Genomic DNA, 20,452 nt, shown 5'->3' on the forward strand with positions numbered 1-20,452 from the left:
AAGCATCGTGCTTGGAGCGTGACTTTTTCGCCCCGCTGCCAACACAAACCTTGACTCTACAATCGTTATAGGGTTTTCACTACACTGGTACGTAAACAAACCCAGCCAGAAAGCCCCACCTATGGAACACGACCTCACACGCGGCAATGTCCTTAAGACCATCGCGGTCTTTGCCCTGCCCTATATGCTCTCGTACTTTTTGCAGATGCTCTACGGCATGGCCGACCTGTACATGATGGGACAGTTTAGCGGCGCCGCCGGCATCACCGCCGTGGGCAACGGCGCGCAGACGCTCTATATCATTACCGTGACGCTCGTGGGCCTGGCCATGGGAACGACGGTTATCGTCGGCCACGCCGTGGGCTCGCGCCGGTTTGACCGCGCCGAGACCGCTATCGGCAATACCATCACGCTCTTTATGGGTGTCTCGGTGGTACTGGCCGCTGCCTTGCTCGCACTGTGCCCGCAGATCGTGGCGCTCATTGGCACGCCGGCCGAGGCGGTCGAAGGCACCGCCGCCTACCTGCGCATTTGCTTTATCGGCATTCCCTTTATCGCCGCGTACAACATCCTCTCGGCCATCTTTCGCGGGCTGGGCGATTCGCGCTCGCCCATGTACGTGATTGGCGTGGCATGCATCATCAACATCGCGCTCGACTTTCTGTTTATCGGCCACATGGGGCTCGGCCCCGTAGGCGCGGCACTCGGCACAGTCATCGCGCAGACGGCGAGCGTGGCTCTCGCGCTCGTGTGGCTCAAGAGCCGCCGTACGCACATTCACCTCAAGCGCAGCGACCTACGCCCCCAGCCCGAGGTGCTCGGCAGCATCCTTAAGATCGGCGTGCCCGTAGCCGTGCAGGACGGCTGCATCCAGGTGGCGTTTATGTTCATCACCGTCATCGCCAACCACCGCGGCCTGGTTGATGCCGCCGCCGTAGGCTTGGTCGAAAAGATGATCAGCTTTTTGTTTATCGTGCCGAGTTCCATGGGCGCTACCGTCAGCGCGCTCACGGCGCAAAACGCCGGCGCAGGCAAGGGCGACCGCGCGCGCCAGGTGCTCAAGGATGCCATGACCATCTCGGTGGTGTACGGCTGCCTGATCACGGTGCTGATGTGGCTGGTGGCGCCGGCGTTTATCGGCTTTTTTGCCAAGGACCCCGCGGTGGTCGCCGCCGGCACCGGCTATATGCGCAGCTATATTTTCGACGCGATTTTTGCCGGCATCCACATTTGCTTTAGCGGCTTTTTCGCTGCATACGGCAAGAGCTACATCGGCTTTGCGCACAACGTGCTGGCCGTGGCGCTCATTCGCGTACCCGGCGCATGGCTGCTGTCGAACGCCTATTCCGACACGCTGTTCCCCATGGGTATCGCCTCGCCGTGCGGGTCGATTCTGTCGGCGGCCATCTGCGTGATTGCATTTACCGTGCTCAACCGCCGCGGAACTTTTGACAAGCTGATGGCGTAGCGGGGCAACGCAGGCCTAGCGCCTCTCCCCTGTTTTACCGAAAGGAGCGGTCCTGTGACCGACATGCCAAGCGAACACACCGAGGGCCTGCTCCGCATTGGCGAGGTGGCGCGCTTGCTCAATTTGAGCGTGGGCACACTGCGCCATTACGAACAGATGGGGCTATTGGAACCGGCATATGTCGATCCGACGAGTGGGTACCGCTACTACGGATCGCGGCAGCTCTCCACCCTCAACACCATCAGCCACCTGCGTGTTCTCAACTTGCCGCTCGCACAAATCCGCGAGTTTGTGACAACGCGCGATGTGAACCTCATGCAGCGGCAGCTGGCTCAGCAGCAGGAGCTCATCGAGCGCAAGCGCAGCGAGCTGGAGCGCGTGTCGCGCAAGATCGATAACCGACTTGCCCTGCTGCACGATGCCCTAAACACCGAGCTCGATACCATTTGCACAATCGATGCGCCCGAGCTTCACTGCGCCGTGCTGAGCGAACGCGTCAACCCTACCGACGCATATGCGCTGGAATGGCAGATTCGTCAGCTGCAGAAGGGTCAGCACGAGACCTTTGTCTTTCTGGGCAACTTGGGCGTCGGGATCGCGCCCGAACGCCTTGCCGCCGGCGACTTTGATGGCTACGACGAGGTTTTTCTGCTGCTGGATGACACGGACGATTACCTGGGCGATGTCGAAGTACGTCCCGCCGCGCGGTGTCTGACGGTCAGCTTCCGCGGCACGCACGGTCAGGCGGCCCCGCGCTATGAGCGCTTACTCGATTACATGCACGAGCGCGACCTGTCCCCCGCCGGTCCCTCGCGCGAAATCGCCCTCATCGACGACATCATCAGCGACGATCCGGGAGCGTATGTGACGAGGATCGCGATACCGGTCCGCTAATCACTACCATTTATCGAGCAATTCCATCCATTTACCTTAATCCGAATTAGATTGTATTTTGTAGCAAATAAAATGACAGCATATTGCCCCCCATAGGCAGGAGACATTATGCCCAGAGTTCAATCACGTCGCTCGTTTCTTCTCGGCCTAGCCTCGATCATTGGCTTATCCGCGTCACGCCCAACAAGAGTATTCGCTGCCGACTCAAACTCATCCGTCGCTTTTACATCAGACCTAGCACAAGACTACGCGCTTTCCCTGTTGCCCATCGTCGACGGATCCGCGAACTTAGAGATCGAGCAAATCGTTCCCGTATGCCAACAAATCGGCCTTATCTGTGGCTATGAAATCAGTGTCACAAGGGAAGGAAGCCCTTACGGTTATTTAATACTTGACGCATCATATCCTGGGCTTCTGAAGGAGATAACCCTCGGCGATACCATTCTTCCGATTTCAGCTTCTCTATCAAACGCCATTTCAACTTATTCCGGCCAACAGGCCACAAACCCAACCGTACTAATTTCGTACAACGATATTGAATATGGAACTTTGGTGCCAGGAACTAGAGACTGTGTAACCAACTATAACAATATACGGTCTGTCCCGATTGTCACCGAAAAGGGTATAGCACCTCAAAGCAATAACCCAACTTCATGGGATGCAGTCATTATCAATGAAGATGACTTGATGTTGCATTTCCAAATAGACGATTTAAACGGAATACCGTTCCGAGGAGTCTCGGAATCATTAGTTGAAGCCCGCACTAATAAGTATGCATGCGTCGTTTCTGCCTTGTACGCTGTATCAATGCATTACGGTCTCACCAGTTCAAACGCTAATCAATTTAATCCCGATTATTATAAAGAAATATGGAACGTCACTGGCACAACAACGTATAAGACCAATGATCAGGGCGTCGAGTACGGAAGAACGATCATCCCAGATGGAATTGTTCCGTTTAAAAGTCTTGCCGCTCAAAAGGGTAGAGCACTTAATACTCAATTTTTCGGTTATCAGCCTCAATTCGCTCAGTACAGAGCAACTATCGATCAAGGGAATATCGGCTTGTATCATATGTGGATCAACAGCCGAAACAGTGAAGGATCCGTCGAGCTATCAGGTCATACAGTCACGGTAACTGGCTATTTTACTGGGCGTAATGGAAGCTCTGGCATCGAACTGCAGTGGCTCGAAGTATTCGACGGATGGAACACTTATCCCCGAGCGATTAACTATGCAACGCCCAATATGGTCAAATTGAACGGAACAGTCTTTTGGTAGACCGGATGGCACCATCAAAATGCTATGGCACCACGGCCTTTGCCCTGGTTACGATATTGGTGATTTTCGCTATGTTTGCATCCGTTTCTTCATGCACAGATAGAGCCCACTATAGCGGAGGAGATGATTACCTTGTCTTTGGAGCCGGCAGCGTTCATTCTATTGAGGGAACGGAACTCGTAATCCAAACAGACAACAGTCCCCGCTACACCGACGCTGGAAAGCAAACCCGGATTACATTCCCCTCATCTGGCCGAATCAAAGACAAGCTTTCCCAAATCAAAGTTGGGACAAGAGTTTCCTACTCACGCTTTGACTCGGTAGACGCATCTGGATCATACGAGGGAAACGATATCGAAATTGAACAGGCAAACACTATAAGGAGATGTTGAGGAACTGAGCCTCTGCGCAGTTCCTCAACAAATCATTATGCCTCCGGGACCCTACCCGTCGCCAAAATCTGTTCAAGTGCCGCCTCGTCCAGCACGGGCACACCCAGCTGCTCGGCCTTGGTGAGCTTGGAGCCCGCTTTGGGGCCGGCGACCAGATAGCTCGTCTTCTTTGAAACACTGCCCGAGACCTTGGCGCCGAGCACCTTGAGCGCCGCGCCCGCCTCGTCGCGTGTGCGGTTGACGAGCGTGCCGGTGAGCACAAAGGTCAGACCCGCAAGCGGCTGTGCGTCGGCAAGCTCGCCCGCCACCCCAGCGTCGGCTGCGGCTTGTGCATGCGCGGCGCCCAAGTCGACCTCGAGCGACAGGCCCGCCTGACGCAAGCGCTCCAGCACGGCGAGGTTCTCGGGCACGGCCAGGAACTGCTTGACGCTCGCCGCAATCTTGGGACCGATGCCCTCGCACTCGGCGATATCCTCTTCGCTCGCCAAGATGAGCTTGTCGATCGATAGGAATCGCTCGGCGATGACCTCGCCCACGCTCTTGCCCACATGACGGATGCCCAGGGCAAACAGCACACGCCCGAGTGGCTGGCTCTTGGACTTGTTGAGCTCGGCGATGATTTTCTCGGCCGTCTTAAGGCCTACCGGAATGGGATCGCCCTTCTTAACGCCCTTTTTGCTGTTGGAGCTGGCGTACACGCGCCCCGTGTCCAGGCCGGCGATGTCGTCGACCGTGAGCTGGTAGAAGTCCGTGACATCGTGGATCAGGCCAGCGGCGATCATCTTGTCGACGATCTCGTCGCCCAGGCCGTCGACGTCCATGCAGCCGCGGCTCACCCAGTGGAGCAGGCGCTCCTTGAGCTGTGCGGGGCAGTCGATGGACACGCAGCGGTAGGCCACCTCGCCATCCTCGTGAACCACGGGGCTGCCGCACACGGGGCAGACCTCGGGCATGTGCCAGTCGACCGAATCGGCCGGGCGCTTGTCGAGCACCGGGCCCACGACCTCGGGGATTACGTCGCCCGCCTTGTGCACGATGATAGTGTCGCCCTCGCGCACGTTCTTGCGGCGGATCTCGTCGATGTTGTGCAGCGTGGCGCGCGCGATGGTGGAGCCGGCGACCGTCACCGGGTCGAACTCGGCGACCGGCGTGAGCACGCCGGTGCGACCCACCTGGATGCGAATCTCGCGCAGGACGGTCTGCTTTTCCTCGGGCGGGAACTTAAAGGCGATGGCCCAACGCGGCGCGCGGGCGGTAAAGCCCAGGTCGAGCTGCTGTTGGAAGCTGTCGACCTTTACGACCACGCCGTCGATGTCGTAGTCCAGGTCGCCGCGATGCTCAAGCGCCTGGGCACAGAACTCGTGAACCTCAGCCGGTGTGGCGCAACGGGCAACGTTGGGGTTGACGCTAAAGCCGGCGCTACGCAGCCAGTCCAGGAACTCGCGCTGGCTGTGGACGTGCAGCGGATCGGTATCGGCAATGGCGTAGATAAAGGTAGCCAGGTCGCGGCGCGCCGTGACCTTGGGGTCCTTTTGGCGCAGGCTGCCGGCGGCGGCGTTGCGCGGGTTGGCAAAGGGGTCGCGGCCCTCGGCATCGGCCTCTTCATTCAGACGAACAAAGCTGCCCTTGGGCATGTACACCTCGCCGCGCACCTCAATGGTACGCTCGCGGTCGGCGCCCATGTGGGCGAGCGCCGGCTCGGACAGGTGCATGGGCACATCCTTGATGGTACGGACATTGAGCGACACATCCTCGCCCGTGGTGCCGTCGCCGCGCGTGGCGGCGCGCATAAAGGTGCCGTTTTGATAGGTAAGCGCCACGCCCAGACCGTCGATCTTAAGCTCGCAGGTATAGGTGACGCTGCCGGCACCGAGCGCATCCTCGGCGCGCTGGAGCCACGCGTCAAGTTCGTCCAGATCCATAGCATCGTCCATGGAATACATGCGCGCCATATGTGTGACCGGTGTAAACTGCTCGCTCACGTAGCCGCCCACGCGCTGGGTATAGCTGTCGGGCGTCACCAGGTCGGGGTAGGTCGCCTCGATCTGCTGCAGCTCAACGAGCATTTTGTCAAAGGCGGCGTCCGTGATCTCGGGCGCATCGAGCATGTAGTAGCGATAGGCGTGGTAATCGAGCTCGTGGCGCAGCTCGGCCGCACGCGCTGCCGCCTGGGCACGGGCATCGGCCGGTGCAGCGGTATCCGTGCTCGCGGGCGTTTCGGTATCGATGTCCACGCCGTCACCAAACAGGCTCGATTGCTCCATAGCGGCACTCCTTCGCTCGATTTCAAACGGATACAAGAGTACCACCGGTCACCATGGGGCCGAATAGCGGTCTCAAACCGCACCGAATCGGCAGCCATCAAACTGGAGTGGATCGCGCGTTCAAACCATGCCCTTGCCGTTTCTAAATGATCCGTTTTCCTCCGTCTCCAAGGGATCATCGCGAAAAGAGGGGCTGTCCCGCGCTGGCGGAACAGCCCCTCTGGCTTCGATATGTGCGATACAGCTCGTTAGAAACCCTGGCCGTTGCCCTGACCCTGGCCCTGCTGGCCAAGCAGCTCCTCCAGATACTGGCGCAGCTGCTCGTCGGTAATACCGCCGTTGCCGGTATCGGTCGCGCTGTCGTTCTGCTGCTGGTTCTGCAACTCCTCGTCGGAACCCAGCTCGACCGTGACCTTCTTCTCTTCCTTGCCGCGCATGAGCGTGATCTCGACCTTCTCGCCCACCTCGTGGCTGCGTAGTGCGATGATCAGGCCATCGGCGCTCGTAATCTCGTCGTCGCCCAGCTTGGTAATGACATCGCCCTCCTGAATGCCGGCCTTGGCAGCAGGACCGTCCTCGACGACGCTCGCCACATACGCGCCGCTATCGGTGCTCAGCTTGTTGGTGCGGGCGTTAAGTGCATTGACGCTCGAAAGCGTGGCGCCCAGGTACGGATGCACCGGCGTCTTGCCGTCGATGATCTGGTCGGCAATGTTCTTGGCATAGTTGACCGGAATGGCAAAGCCCACGCCCGAGCTGGAGCCCGAATAGCTCTCGATGAGCGAATTAATGCCCACAAGCTCGCCATTGTCGTTAACGAGCGCGCCGCCGGAGTTGCCCGGGTTGATGGCGGCATCGGTCTGGATCATGTTGGCATAGATGGTGTTACCGTTGGTAGAGCTCATGGCCGTGGAGCGGTAGAGCGCCGAGACGATACCGGTGGAGACAGACTGCTCGTTGCCAAACGGCGAACCGATCGCCATGACCCACTCGCCCACGTTGAGCTTGGAGGAGTCACCAATCTCGATCGGCGTGAGCTTGGAGGCGTCGGCGTCCTTGAGCTTGATGACGGCCAGGTCGCTCGAAGCGTCGTTGCCCACGAACTCGGCCTCGTAGGTGGTGCCGTCGTCCATGGTCACTACGTACTGGTCATAGCCATCGACCACGTGGTTGTTGGTGAGGATATGGCCCTCGGTATCGAGCACCACGCCCGAACCGACGCTGCCCGAGTTGTCCGACTCGTCGGCAGACTGCGAAAGCGAGCCATTCTGGCCACCGCTCGAAGTGGCGGTGATGGAAACCACAGAGGGCAGGGCCTTGGCAGAAACGGCCTCGGCCAGCGTGGTGTCCTCGGAGTCGATGGTGATCTTTTGCGTCGACGAACCCGAAGCGCCCGCCGTCACGGCATTCTTGCCGCCACCGATATCGAGCGTACCGCTCATAATGAGCGCAATGACCAGCAGGGCACCACATGCGCAGCCGGCAAGCGCTGTAATAAAGATCGGCAGCTTTTTGGTCTTGGTCTTGACCACCGTGTGCTTGTTCACGACCTGTTGGCCGCCCAGCGGCTTGCCGGTCTGCGTATCGTAGGCCTGCACGTAGGGAATGTTGTTGCCGTCGGCAGGCGTCGACTCCACCTGCACGCGCGGCTGCTGCTGAGTCTCGCCGGCATTGCCAACATCCTGGGGACGCTGGGAATCGTTCTCGCTCATAGCTGCGATCCTTTCGTCAAATAACCAAAGGCCCGCCAAACACCGTGGCGGGCCATCATTGTTCACGTTGAGTTGTACCCCAATATGCGGGCGTACGTGTACGAGAACGCAATCTTTTAGGAAGGCTTAAGTTCTGCTGCAAACTCGAAAGGAACCCGCACCTGCGTCAAAACCACCACAAAGGTGCCTGTCCCCTTTGTGGTGGAAATCTAGTCCTTAAACAGATAGCCCACGCCGCGGACGGTGGTGATGTGTGCCGCGATCTGCGGGCCCACCTTGGAGCGGATGCGTCGGATGTGCACGTCGACGGTGCGCGTGCCGCCGCAGTACTCAAAGCCCCACACGCGGTGCAGCAGCACCTCGCGGCTGTAGGCGCGATTGGGATGCGTCGCCAAAAAGCTCAGCAGCGAGTACTCCATCAGCGTCAGGTCGATGGGCTCGTTATCGAGTGTCACCTGGTAGGTAGCCAGATTAATCTCGAGGTTATCGATGTTGAGCACATCGTCGGCGGTGACGGTCTCCTCCTCGCCCATCAGGCGCTGCGCGCGAGCCTTAAGCTCGTTGGGCGTCGCCGTGGGGCACACAAAGTCGGCATGCGCGTGATTCGGCAGGCGCAGGGTACCGAGCGCCTCATCGTCGACGATCACCAACATGGGGACACCGCCGCGATCGTCAAGCCACTTGGCAATCTGATCGATGCGGTCGCTGCGGATGCCGTCGGAATCGAGGATCAGCAGGTCAAAGTCGTGCGCCGCAGTTGGCGAATCAGGGGTTGCCAGGCTCACCTCGACACCCAGGGTAGTCGTCAAGCTGCGGGCAAACTCGTGGAAGCGCGTCGTGCGCGCCATGAACAGGGCACTCTTTTCGGACATATCGGCCTCCAAAGAAATGAGCTCAATCGTACTGGAACAAGCCAGCGCGATTAGGAGTTCGCCAGGTAGTGCTTGATCTCCCACTCGGTGATCGTAGACTCAAACTTATGCCACTCGTCGCGCTTCTTTTTGAGGAAGAAGCTGTGGATGTGCTCGCCGAGGGCATCCTTCATAAACTGCGAGTCCTCAAACACGTCGAGCGCCTCTTTGAGCGAGCGCGGCAGCGGCGCGTAGCCGGCCTCGACCATCTGACGGTCGGTAAGCTTGAGCGTCTCGGCCGTTGCCTCGGGCGGGAGCTCCAGCTTGCGCTCGATGCCGTCCAGACCAGCCGCCAGCGTGACGGCGTTGACCAGGTACGGATTGGCCATGGGGTCGGGGCTGCGAAGCTCGATGCGCGTGGACAGCTGCTTGCCGGGCTTGTAGACCGGAATGCGGACCATACTCGCGCGGTTGCGCAGGCCCCACGTGGCGTACTGTGGCACGGAGTCGCCGCCCGTCGTGATGCGCTTGTACGAGTTGACCGTGGGGTTGGTGATGGCGCTGATCTCGCGGGCATGCGCCAGGATGCCAGCCATATAGTGCTTGGCGATGTCGGAGAGATGGTACTTCTCGTCGTCCTCGCCCCAAAACACGTTGTTGCCGTCGTGGTCGAATAGCGACTGGCACAGGAACATGGCACTGCCGTCCTCGCCCGCCAACGGCTTGGGCATAAAGGAGGCGTGGCAACCGCTCTCGTAGGCCTGCTGCTTAATGATGAGTTTGGCCGTGGTGATGGCGTCAGACATGCTCAGGGCCTCGGCGTGGCGCAGGCTCATGCCATGCTGCGAGCGGCCGGCGGCGTGGAAGGTGTACTCCACGGGCACGGACATCTTCTCGAGCGTGAGGACCGTGTTGCGACGCAGGTCGCGAGCGGCATCGCTCACCGAAAGATCGAAGTAGCCCACGTTGTCGAGCGGCTCGGGGGTGTGCTCGTCGGGGAAGTAGTAGTACTCCAGCTCGGCGCCCACGTTGAGCAGATAGCCAGCCTTCTCAGCCTTGCGGAACATGCGGCGCAGGGCATCGCGCGGGTCGCCGGCAAACGGCTTGCGATCGGGGGTGCACACGTCGCAGAACACACGGGCGACGCCGTTGTGGCTCGGGCGCCACGGCAGGATCTGGAAGGTCGAAGCATCGGGGAACGCCAGCATGTCGGCTTCCTCGGGCGTGGCAAAGCCCTCGATGGCGGAGCCGTCAAAGCCAATACCCTCCTCAAAAGCGACCTCGAGGTCCTCGGGGCTGATGGCAAAGTTCTTGAGGCGGCCGAGAATGTCGACAAACCACAGACGCACAAAGCGGATATCGCGCTGCTCTACGGAGCGGAGTACGTAATCGATGTTCTGCTGGTTCATGTCGCTCCCCTTTCTTTCGGGCGGGTTTCGACTGGTCTATATCGCAGATACTATCGCAGAAAAATGTTTCCGCAGGGTTAAAGCGTATCAAGCGCTCAAAAAACGTGCTTGAGCAGGCCATTGCGAACGAGCGGCTAGCGCGAGGTCGAAGCGCGGTGTTCGATGCGGCCGGGTATCTCGATGCGCTTGGGGGCGAGCTTTGCGGCATCGCCCACCGTAGTGGTAACGATGTCGATGCGCTCGGAGAGACGCTCGACTACGCGCTCGGCAATGGTGAGGGTGTCCTGCGCGGCCGTGGTCACACCGCCAAAGAGCACGTGGTTCCAGGGGTAATCGTCAAACGTCGCAATCTTAAGGCCCGCCGGCAACGAGGGGCCGAGCTGGGCCAGCGCCTCGGTCAGACGCAGGAAGACCAGGCCGTTGACGGCAATGAGGCCGAGCTTTTTACCCGCATAGCCGCTGATGGTCTCGTCCAGGCGACTGACACCCGTGGCGCCACCGTCCGCCAAGGTGACGACCTCGCCCGCAAGACCGCGGCGCGAAAGCTCGTCGGCAAAGCCCTCGGCGCGCTCGCGACGCACGGGGCTGTCGTCGCTCGCCTCGGTGAGCAGGCACAGGCGCTCGCTGCCCGCAGCGGCCAAGGCGTCTACCAGGCCGGCGACCAGCTCACGGTTGTTGGAGGTCACCAGATCGACACCGCCGGCGGCAACATCGCGGTCGAGCAGCACAACAGGCAGGCGTCCCGCAGCTGCGACGATTGCCTCGTCGTTGTCGCCGCAGGTGTTGACGACCAGGCCGTCCACGCCGGCATCGATAAGTCTAGTGAGCGACTCTGCTTCCTTGGCGGGGTCATTGCCGCTAATGGCCGTCATAAGCGAGCAGCCGCGCGCGGCGGCGCTAGCGGAAAGCCCTTCGAGCATGGCGCTGGAGAACGGGTTGGTGATGTCGGCCAGAATCACGCCGATGAGGTTGGTGCGTGAGCTGCGTAGATTGCGTGCAGCAGCACGTGGGCGATAGCCAGTGCGCTCGATAACCGCCGCGATGCGAGCGCGGGTTTCCTCGGTCATCTGCCCGGGGCGGTTGTTGAGATAGCGCGAGACCGTGGCCGGGCTCACGCCCGCCTCGGCGGCAATGTCCTTGATTCTCATCTGCGCCATAGCGCACCCCGTTTCCCAATTGTCGGCAGTCTGAGCCATTTTAGGCATTTTTTTAAAAATCTCGCTTGCAAAACGTTGTAGGTGAGCAGGATCGTTTTTGCGTCTCGAGCAGATGCGGTGATGGGCTAGATAGACGAGTCTTTGGACAGCTCGAAATAGTCGGGATGCAAGGCGATAACCGGGCCCTGCTCCTCGGGCATCAGGTGCAAGTGCGTCTCTGCCAGGTAGCTCGCCGTGTCGGTATCGCCCCTCTTAATGGCCTCGAGAATCCGACGATGTTGTCGACGAATCGGCTCCCAATCCAGATCCTGCGACACCATACGCAACCAGTTGTATCGCTCAAAATGCGTGTTGACGCTCTTCATCCAATCCCACAGCATGTGACGACCGGCAATCTCAAAACACGTCTCATGAAACAGGTTATCCAAGTCGAAAAAGCAACGCGTCTCGCTATGGTCGAGCGACTCGGACTCGGCAAGAATCTGCTCGAGCCGATGCTTTTGCTCGGACGTGGCAGCCGGACAACATTTAATGAGTACGCTTCTTTCGAGTTTCTCGCGCAAGAAACAGGCATTCTCGGCGTGTTCCATGCTGATCTTAGAGACGTAGGTGCCGCTCTTGGGACGCGTTTCCACCAGCTCTTGCTCGCGCAGGCGCACAAAGGACTCGCGAATTGGCGTGCGCCCGATCCCCGTCTCCTTTTCCAGACCAATCGCCGAAAGGCGCGTGCCGGGCTTGAGCTCGGCATAGATAATTTTGGAGCGCAGTGCGTTGTATGCCTGATCTTGCAGGCTCTGATAATGCTGGTGTTGTTCCATAAAGCCCTCGGATGAAGCCCACGGTTTGTCGAATTCCACCACGTAATACTATCGCATCGACACGCCCCAGCTCCCAATCAGTCTTTTTGGGACGGGGCTCTTTTAGCTACCCTGGCCCGCAGATCGGCCCCCTTGCCACAAAAGTGGCCCATCTACTACGTTAACACGGATAGCCTCGGCCATACCGAAAACCGTGAAAACAAAACCGCAGGTAGACAGCTTGTCGATTTTCGAAAAAGCCGACTATGGTTGACCCCTGCGGCTTAAACGTAGTAGATAGGCCCTTTTCGTGACGCAGTACTACCGCACCCCAAATTGGCACCCCGAGCCTGTTATAAGTTGCTGTGAAATACGGACGGTGATAATCAAGGGTTGATAGTCAAGGCGCGCTATACGGCTTGCTATATTTCACTATACTTTGCTGTACGTCGCTATACTTTGCTATAACTTGACAATAATCGGCCCGTTACCATCCGGGATATAACGGACCCCAAGCCAACGCTGGCTTGGGGTCCGTCTTGTACCATGGCTCTTTTGGACTATGAGCGCTCGTATTTTGTGGCCCGCCCGGTTCCCTGCCTTACGATTGCATTCCGTTCAAGCAGAGATTCGAGTGCCGCCAACGTCCGCATGCGGCTCAGCCCCGTCTGTTTTTCAATCTCGCTTCGCGACATAATTCGCCCGCCCGACAAGGCATTGAGAACCTGGATCTCTTCCTCGGACCCTTCAAAGGCATCGGTAGCGGGCAATGTGACGGCCACCATGCCGCCGCGAACATCAAAAATTGGTTGATTGATCGAATCGCGATAGGCACGTCTAATGCGCGCGATTCCCGTGCCAAATTTCTCGATGTAATCCAGCTTTAAAAAGACCTCGGCGACAATTGGGTTTCTGAGCACGGATATCTGCCCATACAGGTATTGTTCCGTCGTCAAACCGGCGGGCAGTGATCCGGGCGAAGTCACAACAACACGATCGTCGTACAAGGCAATTTGAACATTCGCTCGAACGTCCCACGTCCGATGCACCAAAGCGTTTGCAACAGCTTCGCGGAATGCCTCAAGAGAAATTCGATCGGTTTGGACGCGCTCCATCCCTTCGATACGCTCAAAACGGTAGTAGCGTGCAAACATAGCCACCGCCCTGTCCACCTGCTCAATTGCGGATACATTTGTCGTCGTCTCACGGTCCAAGATCACATCCTCGGTATCGCCAAAACGGACGCAGTCGATGCCCGGAGAATCATTCTTATCCGCCAAAATCGCCGCAGCGTTGGTATAGCCATCTTTGCCGAGCAAGCGAAGCGTGCGCATAATATCCGGCGTTAGCTCGGAAATGCCGAGATGTTCAACACACTTATGCTCGAGCGTGTGAAAACTCAAGTCCTGGCGAGCCGACGTGAGCGCGTCGAACGTTACGTTGCTGCCTTCGAGCGTCAGCCTGCCATACTCAAACCGGTCGACCTCCACCGTTGCCGAATCGTTTCGCCTGTAGGCCTTTCCCTTGCTTCGATAGGGTTTGTCCTGGCCCTCATAAACCGTAAGGATTACGGTCCCGTGTTTCTCATCGCGCTCGAGCGTGTAACGGGGAGCGGGATCCAAGCTGTCATTAATCATGTTCTCGATGCGGAGACACTCTGCGACCGGATCTGCAAGGCCGACAGCCACGCCCTCGTCATCAACGCCAAACTCAATCTTGCCCGTCCCGTAGTTTGCATAGGCGCTCACCGTTTTAAGAAACGTCGGCGTAACGCTTTCCTTGTATTCGACTGTAGGGTTCTCTCTAACAACCATATGCACAACCCTCTCGTTTCGTACCATTCATAACCGTATTATAAGACGAAAACCGTTTGCGTACTGATTTATCAAAGACGCAAACGGTTTTCGTCTTTATTTGCGTACGGAATTAAGACGCATAATTTCGCTTTCGTATGGCTCAATACCGGACACAGACTGTTTTCGTCTGTCAATACGCCTGCAATCCAAACGAAAAGAGCCCCGAGCTCGTATGAACTCGGGGCTCTTTGTGCCGCACATCTATGAGAGGAGAAATTCGATGCGTACGGGCGCTACTCCATGAAGCCGCAATGGTGCAATGGGGCCAGATTTACATGCACCAAGTTGGTGCAAAGTAACCTGCCCCCACGCAACAAGGAGTTGACTAGAGCTCGCAGGCAACCTTGTAGCCATCGCCGATGGCATCGCGGATGTTGCCGCACTTGTTGGCATCGCCCAGCACGTGGGTGGCAACACCGGCAGCGGCAAGGTCGTCGGCCAGCTTGGTATTGGGACGATAGCCCATGGCGAGCACCAGCGTATCGGCATCGGCGATGGTGTGGGCCTCGCCATCCTTCTCGTAGCTGATGGCATCCTCGGTGATCTCGGTCACCTTGGCCTCGGTCAGCACGTGGACGCCCTTGGAGAGCATGCGCGTGATGAGCACCGCGCGACCGGCACCACCCTCGTTGGCGGCGAGCGTCTTGGTCATCTCGATAACGGTGACGTCGCGATTGGCCGGCGACAGATCGTTGACCAGTGGGGCCAGGTAGTCGGCCGTCTCGCAACCGACGGCGCCGCCGCCCACGATGACAATCTTCTTGCCCGGGAAGGCCTTGCCACCCAGCAGGTCGTCGGCCGTCATGACCTGCTTAAATCCCTGCATGAAGGCCGGGGCGATGGGCTCGGCGCCATAAGCCAGGACAACCTCGTAGCCCGCGTAGTCACGCTGAATGTCCTCGGCCGAAAGCTCGGTACCAAAGACGCACTTCACGCCCGCCTTAGCAAGACGGCGATACTGGTACTTGATCACGCGGGTGAGCTCCTGTTTTGCCGGCGGAACGGCCGCGATACGCATCTCGCCGCCCGGCTCGTCCTGCTTATCCACGAGCACCACGTTGTGACCGCGCTTGGCGGCAATGTAGGCTGCCTCCATGCCCGCAGGACCAGCGCCCACAACAAGCACGTTCTTGGCCTCAGCGGCAGGCTCGTAGCCAGCCTCGTCGCGCTCCACGTCCGGATTGACGGTGCAGGAGATGCGCTTGCCAAACATAATGCCGTTCAGGCAGCGCAGGCAGCCGATGCAAGAGCGGATGTCGTCGGCGTTGCCGGCAGCGGCCTTGTTGCAGAACTCGGCATCGCACAGATTGGCGCGACCCATCATGCAGATGTCGGCGGCGCCGTCCTCGATCAGCTCCTCGGCAATCCATGCCTCGTTGATGCGGCCGACCGTGGCAACGGGAATGTTCACATGCTTTTTGATCTCGCGCGAGCAGGCGGCGTGCGAGGCCTGCTGCGTGCCGGCAGCGGGAATTGCAGAGCCGCGCTTGATGGTGGTACCGCCCGACACGTGAATCATGTCCACGCCGGCCTTCTCCAGGCGGCGCGAGACGTAGATCATGTCGTTGAGGGTCAAGCCGCCATCGGTGTACTCATCGCCCGAGATGCGGACGTCGATGATGAAATCCTTGCCGCAGCGCTCGCGAATCTCGGCGATAACCTCGAGCAAAAAGCGCATGCGGGCGTCGAGCGAGCCACCGTACTCATCGGTACGCTTGTTATAGAGCGGAGTCAAAAAGCCGCCGAGCATACCGTGGGCGTGTGCCGCATGGACCTCGACGCCATCGACGCCGGCCTTCTGCATACGCACGGCGGCGTCGCCGAACTGATGCGTGAGCTCGTGAATCTCATCAACTGTGATGGGGCGCGGTGCCTCGCGGGCATAAGACGGGCCCACAAAGGACGGGGCGATGAGGCGCGGCGTGCCCGGAATGTTAAAGGCCATGTAGGCGGGATGGAAGAGCTGCGGCATGATCTTGCAGCCATACTCGTGGACGGCTGCGGCGAGCTTTTCCCAGCCAGGGATAAACGTGTCGTCGTAGCAGCACATGTCACCCGGCAGATAGGTATAGGTGGGCTCGACCGTCACGACCTCGGTGATGATCAGGCCCACACCTCCCTTGGCGCGGGCACGGTAATGATCGACCAAGTCGTCGGTCACATAGCCATGATCGGCCAGGTTGGTGGACACCGGCGGCATAAAGACGCGGTTCTTGACCTCGGTCGTACCGACCTTGATCGGACTAAAGAGCATCGGATAGGCGGAGGACTCCATACAGGGTTCCTTTCGTTTGAGCCGCTCGGCGGCAGTTGCTAACGACCCTATCGTATCAGCAACTGCCGTATCCGCAGTCATATACGCTCAAACGCCAGTCGGCTAATGAATACCGCGGCCCAAGTCTTCGGCGATTTTGTCTACGCCCTTAAGTGCGGCGCAGGTCTTTTTGTTGGAGCAATGTCCTGTGCAAACGCCACCTTGAGCGCAGTCGGCGCAAGTGCCCTTACGATAAATGCGCACGCACACGGCGACAAACGCAATGCCGATAACAGCCAGTACAACAATATCGATAGGTGCCATAGCAAGCCTCCTCTAGTTAACCATCACTTACTTTACCCCATTCTCCACCTACCAAAAAGGGGCAGGTTTATTTTGGTCGGTTTTATCTGCGGAAACGCCACATCTCCCTCACCAAAAAGCCCGAGTGTCGCTGGGACACCCGGGCTCGTGGAAAGGGGCTAATCCTTATTCGGACTTAAGCGGAAACTGCGGCGGAAGCGGTGTTGGTCTCATCCTCGTCGGTCCATGCATGCTTGGGCATGGGACGGAAGATCTGGAAGAGCATCGCAACCAGCAGCACGATGGCTACAATCGTCCAAATACCAAACTGGCCCAACACAAACAGGTTGTAGAACTGGTTGATGAACAGGCCGATCACCCAAGCGAAGGCGCACTCGTAGCCGATGGCAATCGCGGTCCACTTGCCGGAGTCCATCTGGTTGCGGATAGTGCCCATGGCGGCAAAGCACGGAGCGCACAGCAGGTTGAAGGCACCAAAGGCCACGCAAGCACCCATGGTGGGGAACATGCCCGCAAACGCGGTCCACAGGCTCGGGTCGGTCTCGCCAGCATCGGCGACGGAGAGCAGCGAGCCGGCGGTGGCGACGACGTTCTCCTTGGCGACAAGGCCAGAGACAGTCAGCGCAGTTGCCTGCCAGGTGCTAAAGCCGAGCGGGGCGAAAATCCAGGCGACCAGGTTGCCCAGCATGGCGAGCACGGAGTAGTCCATAAACTCCTCGGGGATGCCGTCCATCGCAGGCAGGAAGCCAAAGGAGCCGTTATAGCTACCAAAGTTGGAGAGGAACCAAACCACGACGGTAGAGGCGAAGATGACCGTGCCGGCCTTCTTGATAAAGGCCCAGCAGCGCTCCCACACGTGCAGCGCCCAAGAGCGGATCGCCGGGAAGTGATAGGCGGGAAGCTCCATAACGAACGGCGTCGGGCGACCGGCGAAGAGCTTGGTCTTCTTGAGCATGAGGCCCGAGGCGATGACGGCGAAGACGCCCAAGAAGTAGAACAGCGGGCTGATCCATGCGGCGGTGGTGGAAGAATCGCCGATGATGGAACCCATGAGCAGAGCGATGATCGGCAGCTTGGCGCCACAGGGAATAAACGTGGTGGTCATGACCGTCATGCGGCGGTCCTTCTCGTTCTCGATGGTCTTGGTGGCCATGACGCCGGGGACGCCGCAGCCCGAGGACACGAGCATGGGGATGAAGGACTTACCGGACAGGCCAAAGCGGCGGAACACGCGGTCCATGATGAAGGCGACGCGGGCCATGTAGCCGCAGTCCTCCAAGAAAGACAGCATCACGAACAGCAGGAACATCTGCGGCACGAAGCCGAAGATGGCGCCCAGACCGCCGACGATACCGTCACAGACCAGCGAATCGACCAGGCCACCGTCCTCGGTGCCGCCCGCCACAAGGGCGTCGTGCACCATGGTGGTGATACCCGGGACATAGGGCCCATACTGTGCCGGGTCGACCGAGTCGGCGTTGTCGCCCGCAGCCTCAACAGCTGCGTCGTAGGCATCGCGGCCCTGACCGAGCACGTACCAGCCGTCGGTGCCGAAGAGTTGGTCGTTGGTGAAGTCAGTCACCGTGCCGCCCAAGGTAGAGACGGCAATGTAGTACACACAGAACATGATGACCACAAAGATCGGCAGGCCCAGGATACGGTTGGTAACCACGCGGTCGATCTTCTCGGAAGTGCTCATCTTGGCCGGAGCCTTGGTAAGGCACTCGTCGATGATGTGGGCGATCACGCCATAACGCTCGCCGGTGATGATGGACTCAGCGTCGTCGTCGCAATCCTGCTCGCACTGAGCGACCAGCTGCTCCACGCGAGCGGCCTTCTCCTTGGTGAGGTTGATGAGCTTGCAGGCGTCCGCGTCGCGCTCGAACAGCTTGACGGCGTAGTAGCGACGCTTGTTGGCGGGAACGCTCGCCGGCAGATTGTTCTCGATGTGGTCCAGAACGTCCTCGATGGAGGAATCGAACTTGTGCTCCGGCACCTGGCCCTTGGAAGCAGCGGACTTCTTGACCTGCTCGAACAGCTCGTTGATGCCCTTGTTCTTAAGGGCCGAGATCATCATGACCGGGCAGCCGAGCTTCTTGGAGAGCTTGTCCGTGTCGATCTTGTCGCCGTTCTTCTCGACCAGGTCGGCCATGTTGAGGGCAACGACCACGGGCAGGCCGGTCTCGATAACCTGAAGCGCCAGGTACAGGTTGCGCTCGAGGTTGGTGGCGTCGACCACCTGGACGACGACATCGGGCTCGCCGCTCATGAGGTAATCGCGCGAGCACTGCTCCTCGGGGCTGTAGGGGGAAAGCGAGTAGATGCCGGGGAGGTCCGTAATCGTGACGTTCTTGTCACTCAGGAGCTTGGCTTCCTTTTTCTCAACCGTGACGCCGGGCCAGTTGCCAACGTAGCCGTTGGCGCCGGTAATCAGGTTGAAAAGCGTGGTCTTGCCGCAGTTGGGGTTACCCGCCAGCGCGACATGGATCTGAGAATCCGCCATTCAATCCTTCTTCCTTGTGTGCCCGCGCTGCTTTCTCCGCGCGGGCTGGATAATGTGCTTCAACATTGCAAATATAAGTTAGAAAAACCTAACTTTATCTACATAAATAGTTGCAGCGGGCCCTTACTGGACCTCGACGACGGCAGCCTCCTCCTTGCGGATGGAAAGCTCGTAGCCGCGCACGTTGATCTCGACCGGATCTCCGAGCGGTGCAACCTTAACGACCTTGAACGAAGTGCCCTTGATGAGGCCCAGGTCCATAAGGTGACGGCGAAGCGCGCCCTCGCCGTGAAGCTTGACGATGGTAGAGCTCTCGCCCACCTTAACGTCACCCAACGTCTTCATATTCTTTTCCCCCTTTCAGCTTTAATGAAATGCTGCGAACTAACCGACGGTCATGATGTGCATGGCGACCTTGGTATCGATACCAAAGCGTGCGCCCAGCACGGTGACGATGATATTGGCGCCACTCGAGCTCACCACGTGAACCTCACTGCCCTCGACAAAGCCGAGGTCCTTGAGGTGGTGCTTCATGTCCTCATTGCCCTTTACACGAGACACGTGCACGGTTTCGCCCGCTTTCACCATCGAAAGCGGCATGGCCGGCATCTGCGGTCCGCAAGACATGAGTGTGCTCCTAACGTCAGTTCGTCCTCAACATCGACGCAGCAAAAGTTAACCACGTCTATGTTCGCTATAGTAAACTAGCACGTGGTTAACTTTTTGGAAAGGGTCCCTATTCAGTTTTCGGAAAAGTTTCCTATATGAAACAAAAGGGCGCGGCAAAGGACCATCCTTTACCACGCCCTGTCATGCTTAGAGCGAGAGGTTTCTAATCGATGTGACACAGGAAGCCTCGTCTACGCCCGAAATGCGGAAGATGATGTCCTCGCCGCACTCGCCGTAGAGAGCCATGAGCCCCATTACATCGCGGCCGTCGGTATGGCGATCGCCGATGCTGACCGATACGTTGCTACGATGCTTGGCAATAATGTCATAGAGCAGCGCAACCGGGCGGGCATGCAGTCCCAACGGATCTTTAATCGTCTTTGTAAACTCGACCATGTCCCCTCCCACGGCATCGCACATTCGGCCGGCAAACCCAGCCACGTGGTAGTTATTGTAGCGTTAGATGCTTGTCGAGAGCTCCTCTGAACACCTCGTGGGCAAAAAGTGGCAAATATGAGTACTGTCACCAATTTAGTAGCAGCAAAATCGAGAGCAAATTGCCTCCTTTGAGCGATTCGAAGGTGGCGCGCGCAGACGTGGTGTAAGAGCGTCCTGAGGTCC

At 58.7% G+C, this 20,452-nt stretch carries 16 protein-coding genes; 3 read left to right on the forward strand and 13 right to left on the reverse strand.

Annotation, left to right across the window (positions count from 1 at the left end):
* Window positions 1-67 precede the first annotated feature (67 nt).
* From DXD16_RS04505 to DXD16_RS10190, 3 genes are all read left to right on the forward strand, one after another.
* Entirely contained in the window at window positions 68-1,468 is a 1,401-nt protein-coding gene (locus tag DXD16_RS04505) for an MATE family efflux transporter (protein ID WP_369831464.1), read from the forward strand.
* 63 nt (window positions 1,469-1,531) lie between these two features.
* On the forward strand, window positions 1,532-2,362 hold the full coding sequence (locus DXD16_RS04510; RefSeq protein ID WP_117655263.1) for a MerR family transcriptional regulator: 831 nt from the start codon (window positions 1,532-1,534) through the stop codon (window positions 2,360-2,362).
* Window positions 2,363-2,470: 108 nt separating this feature from the next.
* Window positions 2,471-3,643, forward strand: coding sequence for a hypothetical protein (locus tag DXD16_RS10190; protein ID WP_147326448.1), 1,173 nt, complete (start codon window positions 2,471-2,473; stop codon window positions 3,641-3,643).
* 427 nt (window positions 3,644-4,070) lie between these two features.
* On the opposite strand, the gene ligA is transcribed toward DXD16_RS10190, so the two are convergent.
* From ligA to DXD16_RS04575, 13 genes are all read right to left on the reverse strand, one after another.
* Window positions 4,071-6,299 (reverse strand): NAD-dependent DNA ligase LigA, encoded by a 2,229-nt coding sequence (ligA, locus tag DXD16_RS04515; RefSeq protein ID WP_117655252.1) that lies wholly within the window; start codon window positions 6,297-6,299, stop codon window positions 4,071-4,073.
* 248 nt (window positions 6,300-6,547) lie between these two features.
* Complete coding sequence (locus DXD16_RS04520) at window positions 6,548-8,011, reverse strand: S1C family serine protease (RefSeq protein WP_117655253.1); 1,464 nt, start codon at window positions 8,009-8,011, stop codon at window positions 6,548-6,550.
* A gap of 209 nt (window positions 8,012-8,220) precedes the next feature.
* Window positions 8,221-8,883, reverse strand: a complete 663-nt coding sequence (locus tag DXD16_RS04525) for a response regulator transcription factor (protein ID WP_006234733.1) — start codon at window positions 8,881-8,883, stop codon at window positions 8,221-8,223.
* Window positions 8,884-8,933: 50 nt separating this feature from the next.
* Window positions 8,934-10,271, reverse strand: coding sequence for a glutamine synthetase family protein (locus DXD16_RS04530; RefSeq protein WP_117655254.1), 1,338 nt, complete (start codon window positions 10,269-10,271; stop codon window positions 8,934-8,936).
* A gap of 134 nt (window positions 10,272-10,405) precedes the next feature.
* Window positions 10,406-11,428 carry a LacI family DNA-binding transcriptional regulator gene (locus tag DXD16_RS04535; protein ID WP_158551571.1) on the reverse strand — a complete coding sequence of 341 codons (1,023 nt, stop codon included), beginning with the start codon at window positions 11,426-11,428 and terminating at the stop codon, window positions 10,406-10,408.
* Between the two features lie 125 nt (window positions 11,429-11,553).
* Entirely contained in the window at window positions 11,554-12,246 is a 693-nt protein-coding gene (locus tag DXD16_RS04540) for a GntR family transcriptional regulator (protein ID WP_117655256.1), read from the reverse strand.
* A gap of 539 nt (window positions 12,247-12,785) precedes the next feature.
* Window positions 12,786-14,039 carry an ATP-binding protein gene (locus DXD16_RS04545; RefSeq protein ID WP_158550928.1) on the reverse strand — a complete coding sequence of 418 codons (1,254 nt, stop codon included), beginning with the start codon at window positions 14,037-14,039 and terminating at the stop codon, window positions 12,786-12,788.
* 367 nt (window positions 14,040-14,406) lie between these two features.
* Window positions 14,407-16,356, reverse strand: coding sequence for an NAD(P)/FAD-dependent oxidoreductase (locus DXD16_RS04550; RefSeq protein ID WP_117655257.1), 1,950 nt, complete (start codon window positions 16,354-16,356; stop codon window positions 14,407-14,409).
* Window positions 16,357-16,458: 102 nt separating this feature from the next.
* The gene (locus DXD16_RS04555) at window positions 16,459-16,659 is read right to left on the reverse strand and encodes a hypothetical protein (protein ID WP_117634210.1); all 201 of its coding nucleotides are present in this window, start codon (window positions 16,657-16,659) and stop codon (window positions 16,459-16,461) included.
* Window positions 16,660-16,834: 175 nt separating this feature from the next.
* Window positions 16,835-19,162: a ferrous iron transporter B gene (locus DXD16_RS04560; protein ID WP_117655258.1), complete on the reverse strand. Its 2,328-nt coding sequence runs from the start codon at window positions 19,160-19,162 to the stop codon at window positions 16,835-16,837.
* Window positions 19,163-19,285: 123 nt separating this feature from the next.
* On the reverse strand, window positions 19,286-19,507 hold the full coding sequence (locus DXD16_RS04565; protein ID WP_006234774.1) for a FeoA family protein: 222 nt from the start codon (window positions 19,505-19,507) through the stop codon (window positions 19,286-19,288).
* Between the two features lie 39 nt (window positions 19,508-19,546).
* Window positions 19,547-19,789 (reverse strand): FeoA family protein, encoded by a 243-nt coding sequence (locus DXD16_RS04570; protein WP_231500839.1) that lies wholly within the window; start codon window positions 19,787-19,789, stop codon window positions 19,547-19,549.
* Between the two features lie 189 nt (window positions 19,790-19,978).
* Window positions 19,979-20,227 carry an HPr family phosphocarrier protein gene (locus DXD16_RS04575; protein WP_117634215.1) on the reverse strand — a complete coding sequence of 83 codons (249 nt, stop codon included), beginning with the start codon at window positions 20,225-20,227 and terminating at the stop codon, window positions 19,979-19,981.
* Window positions 20,228-20,452: the final 225 nt, after the last annotated feature.

Origin of the sequence: Collinsella sp. TF11-5AC, from assembly GCF_003436775.1 — a bacterium.
Taxonomy (GTDB): Bacteria; Actinomycetota; Coriobacteriia; order Coriobacteriales; family Coriobacteriaceae; genus Collinsella.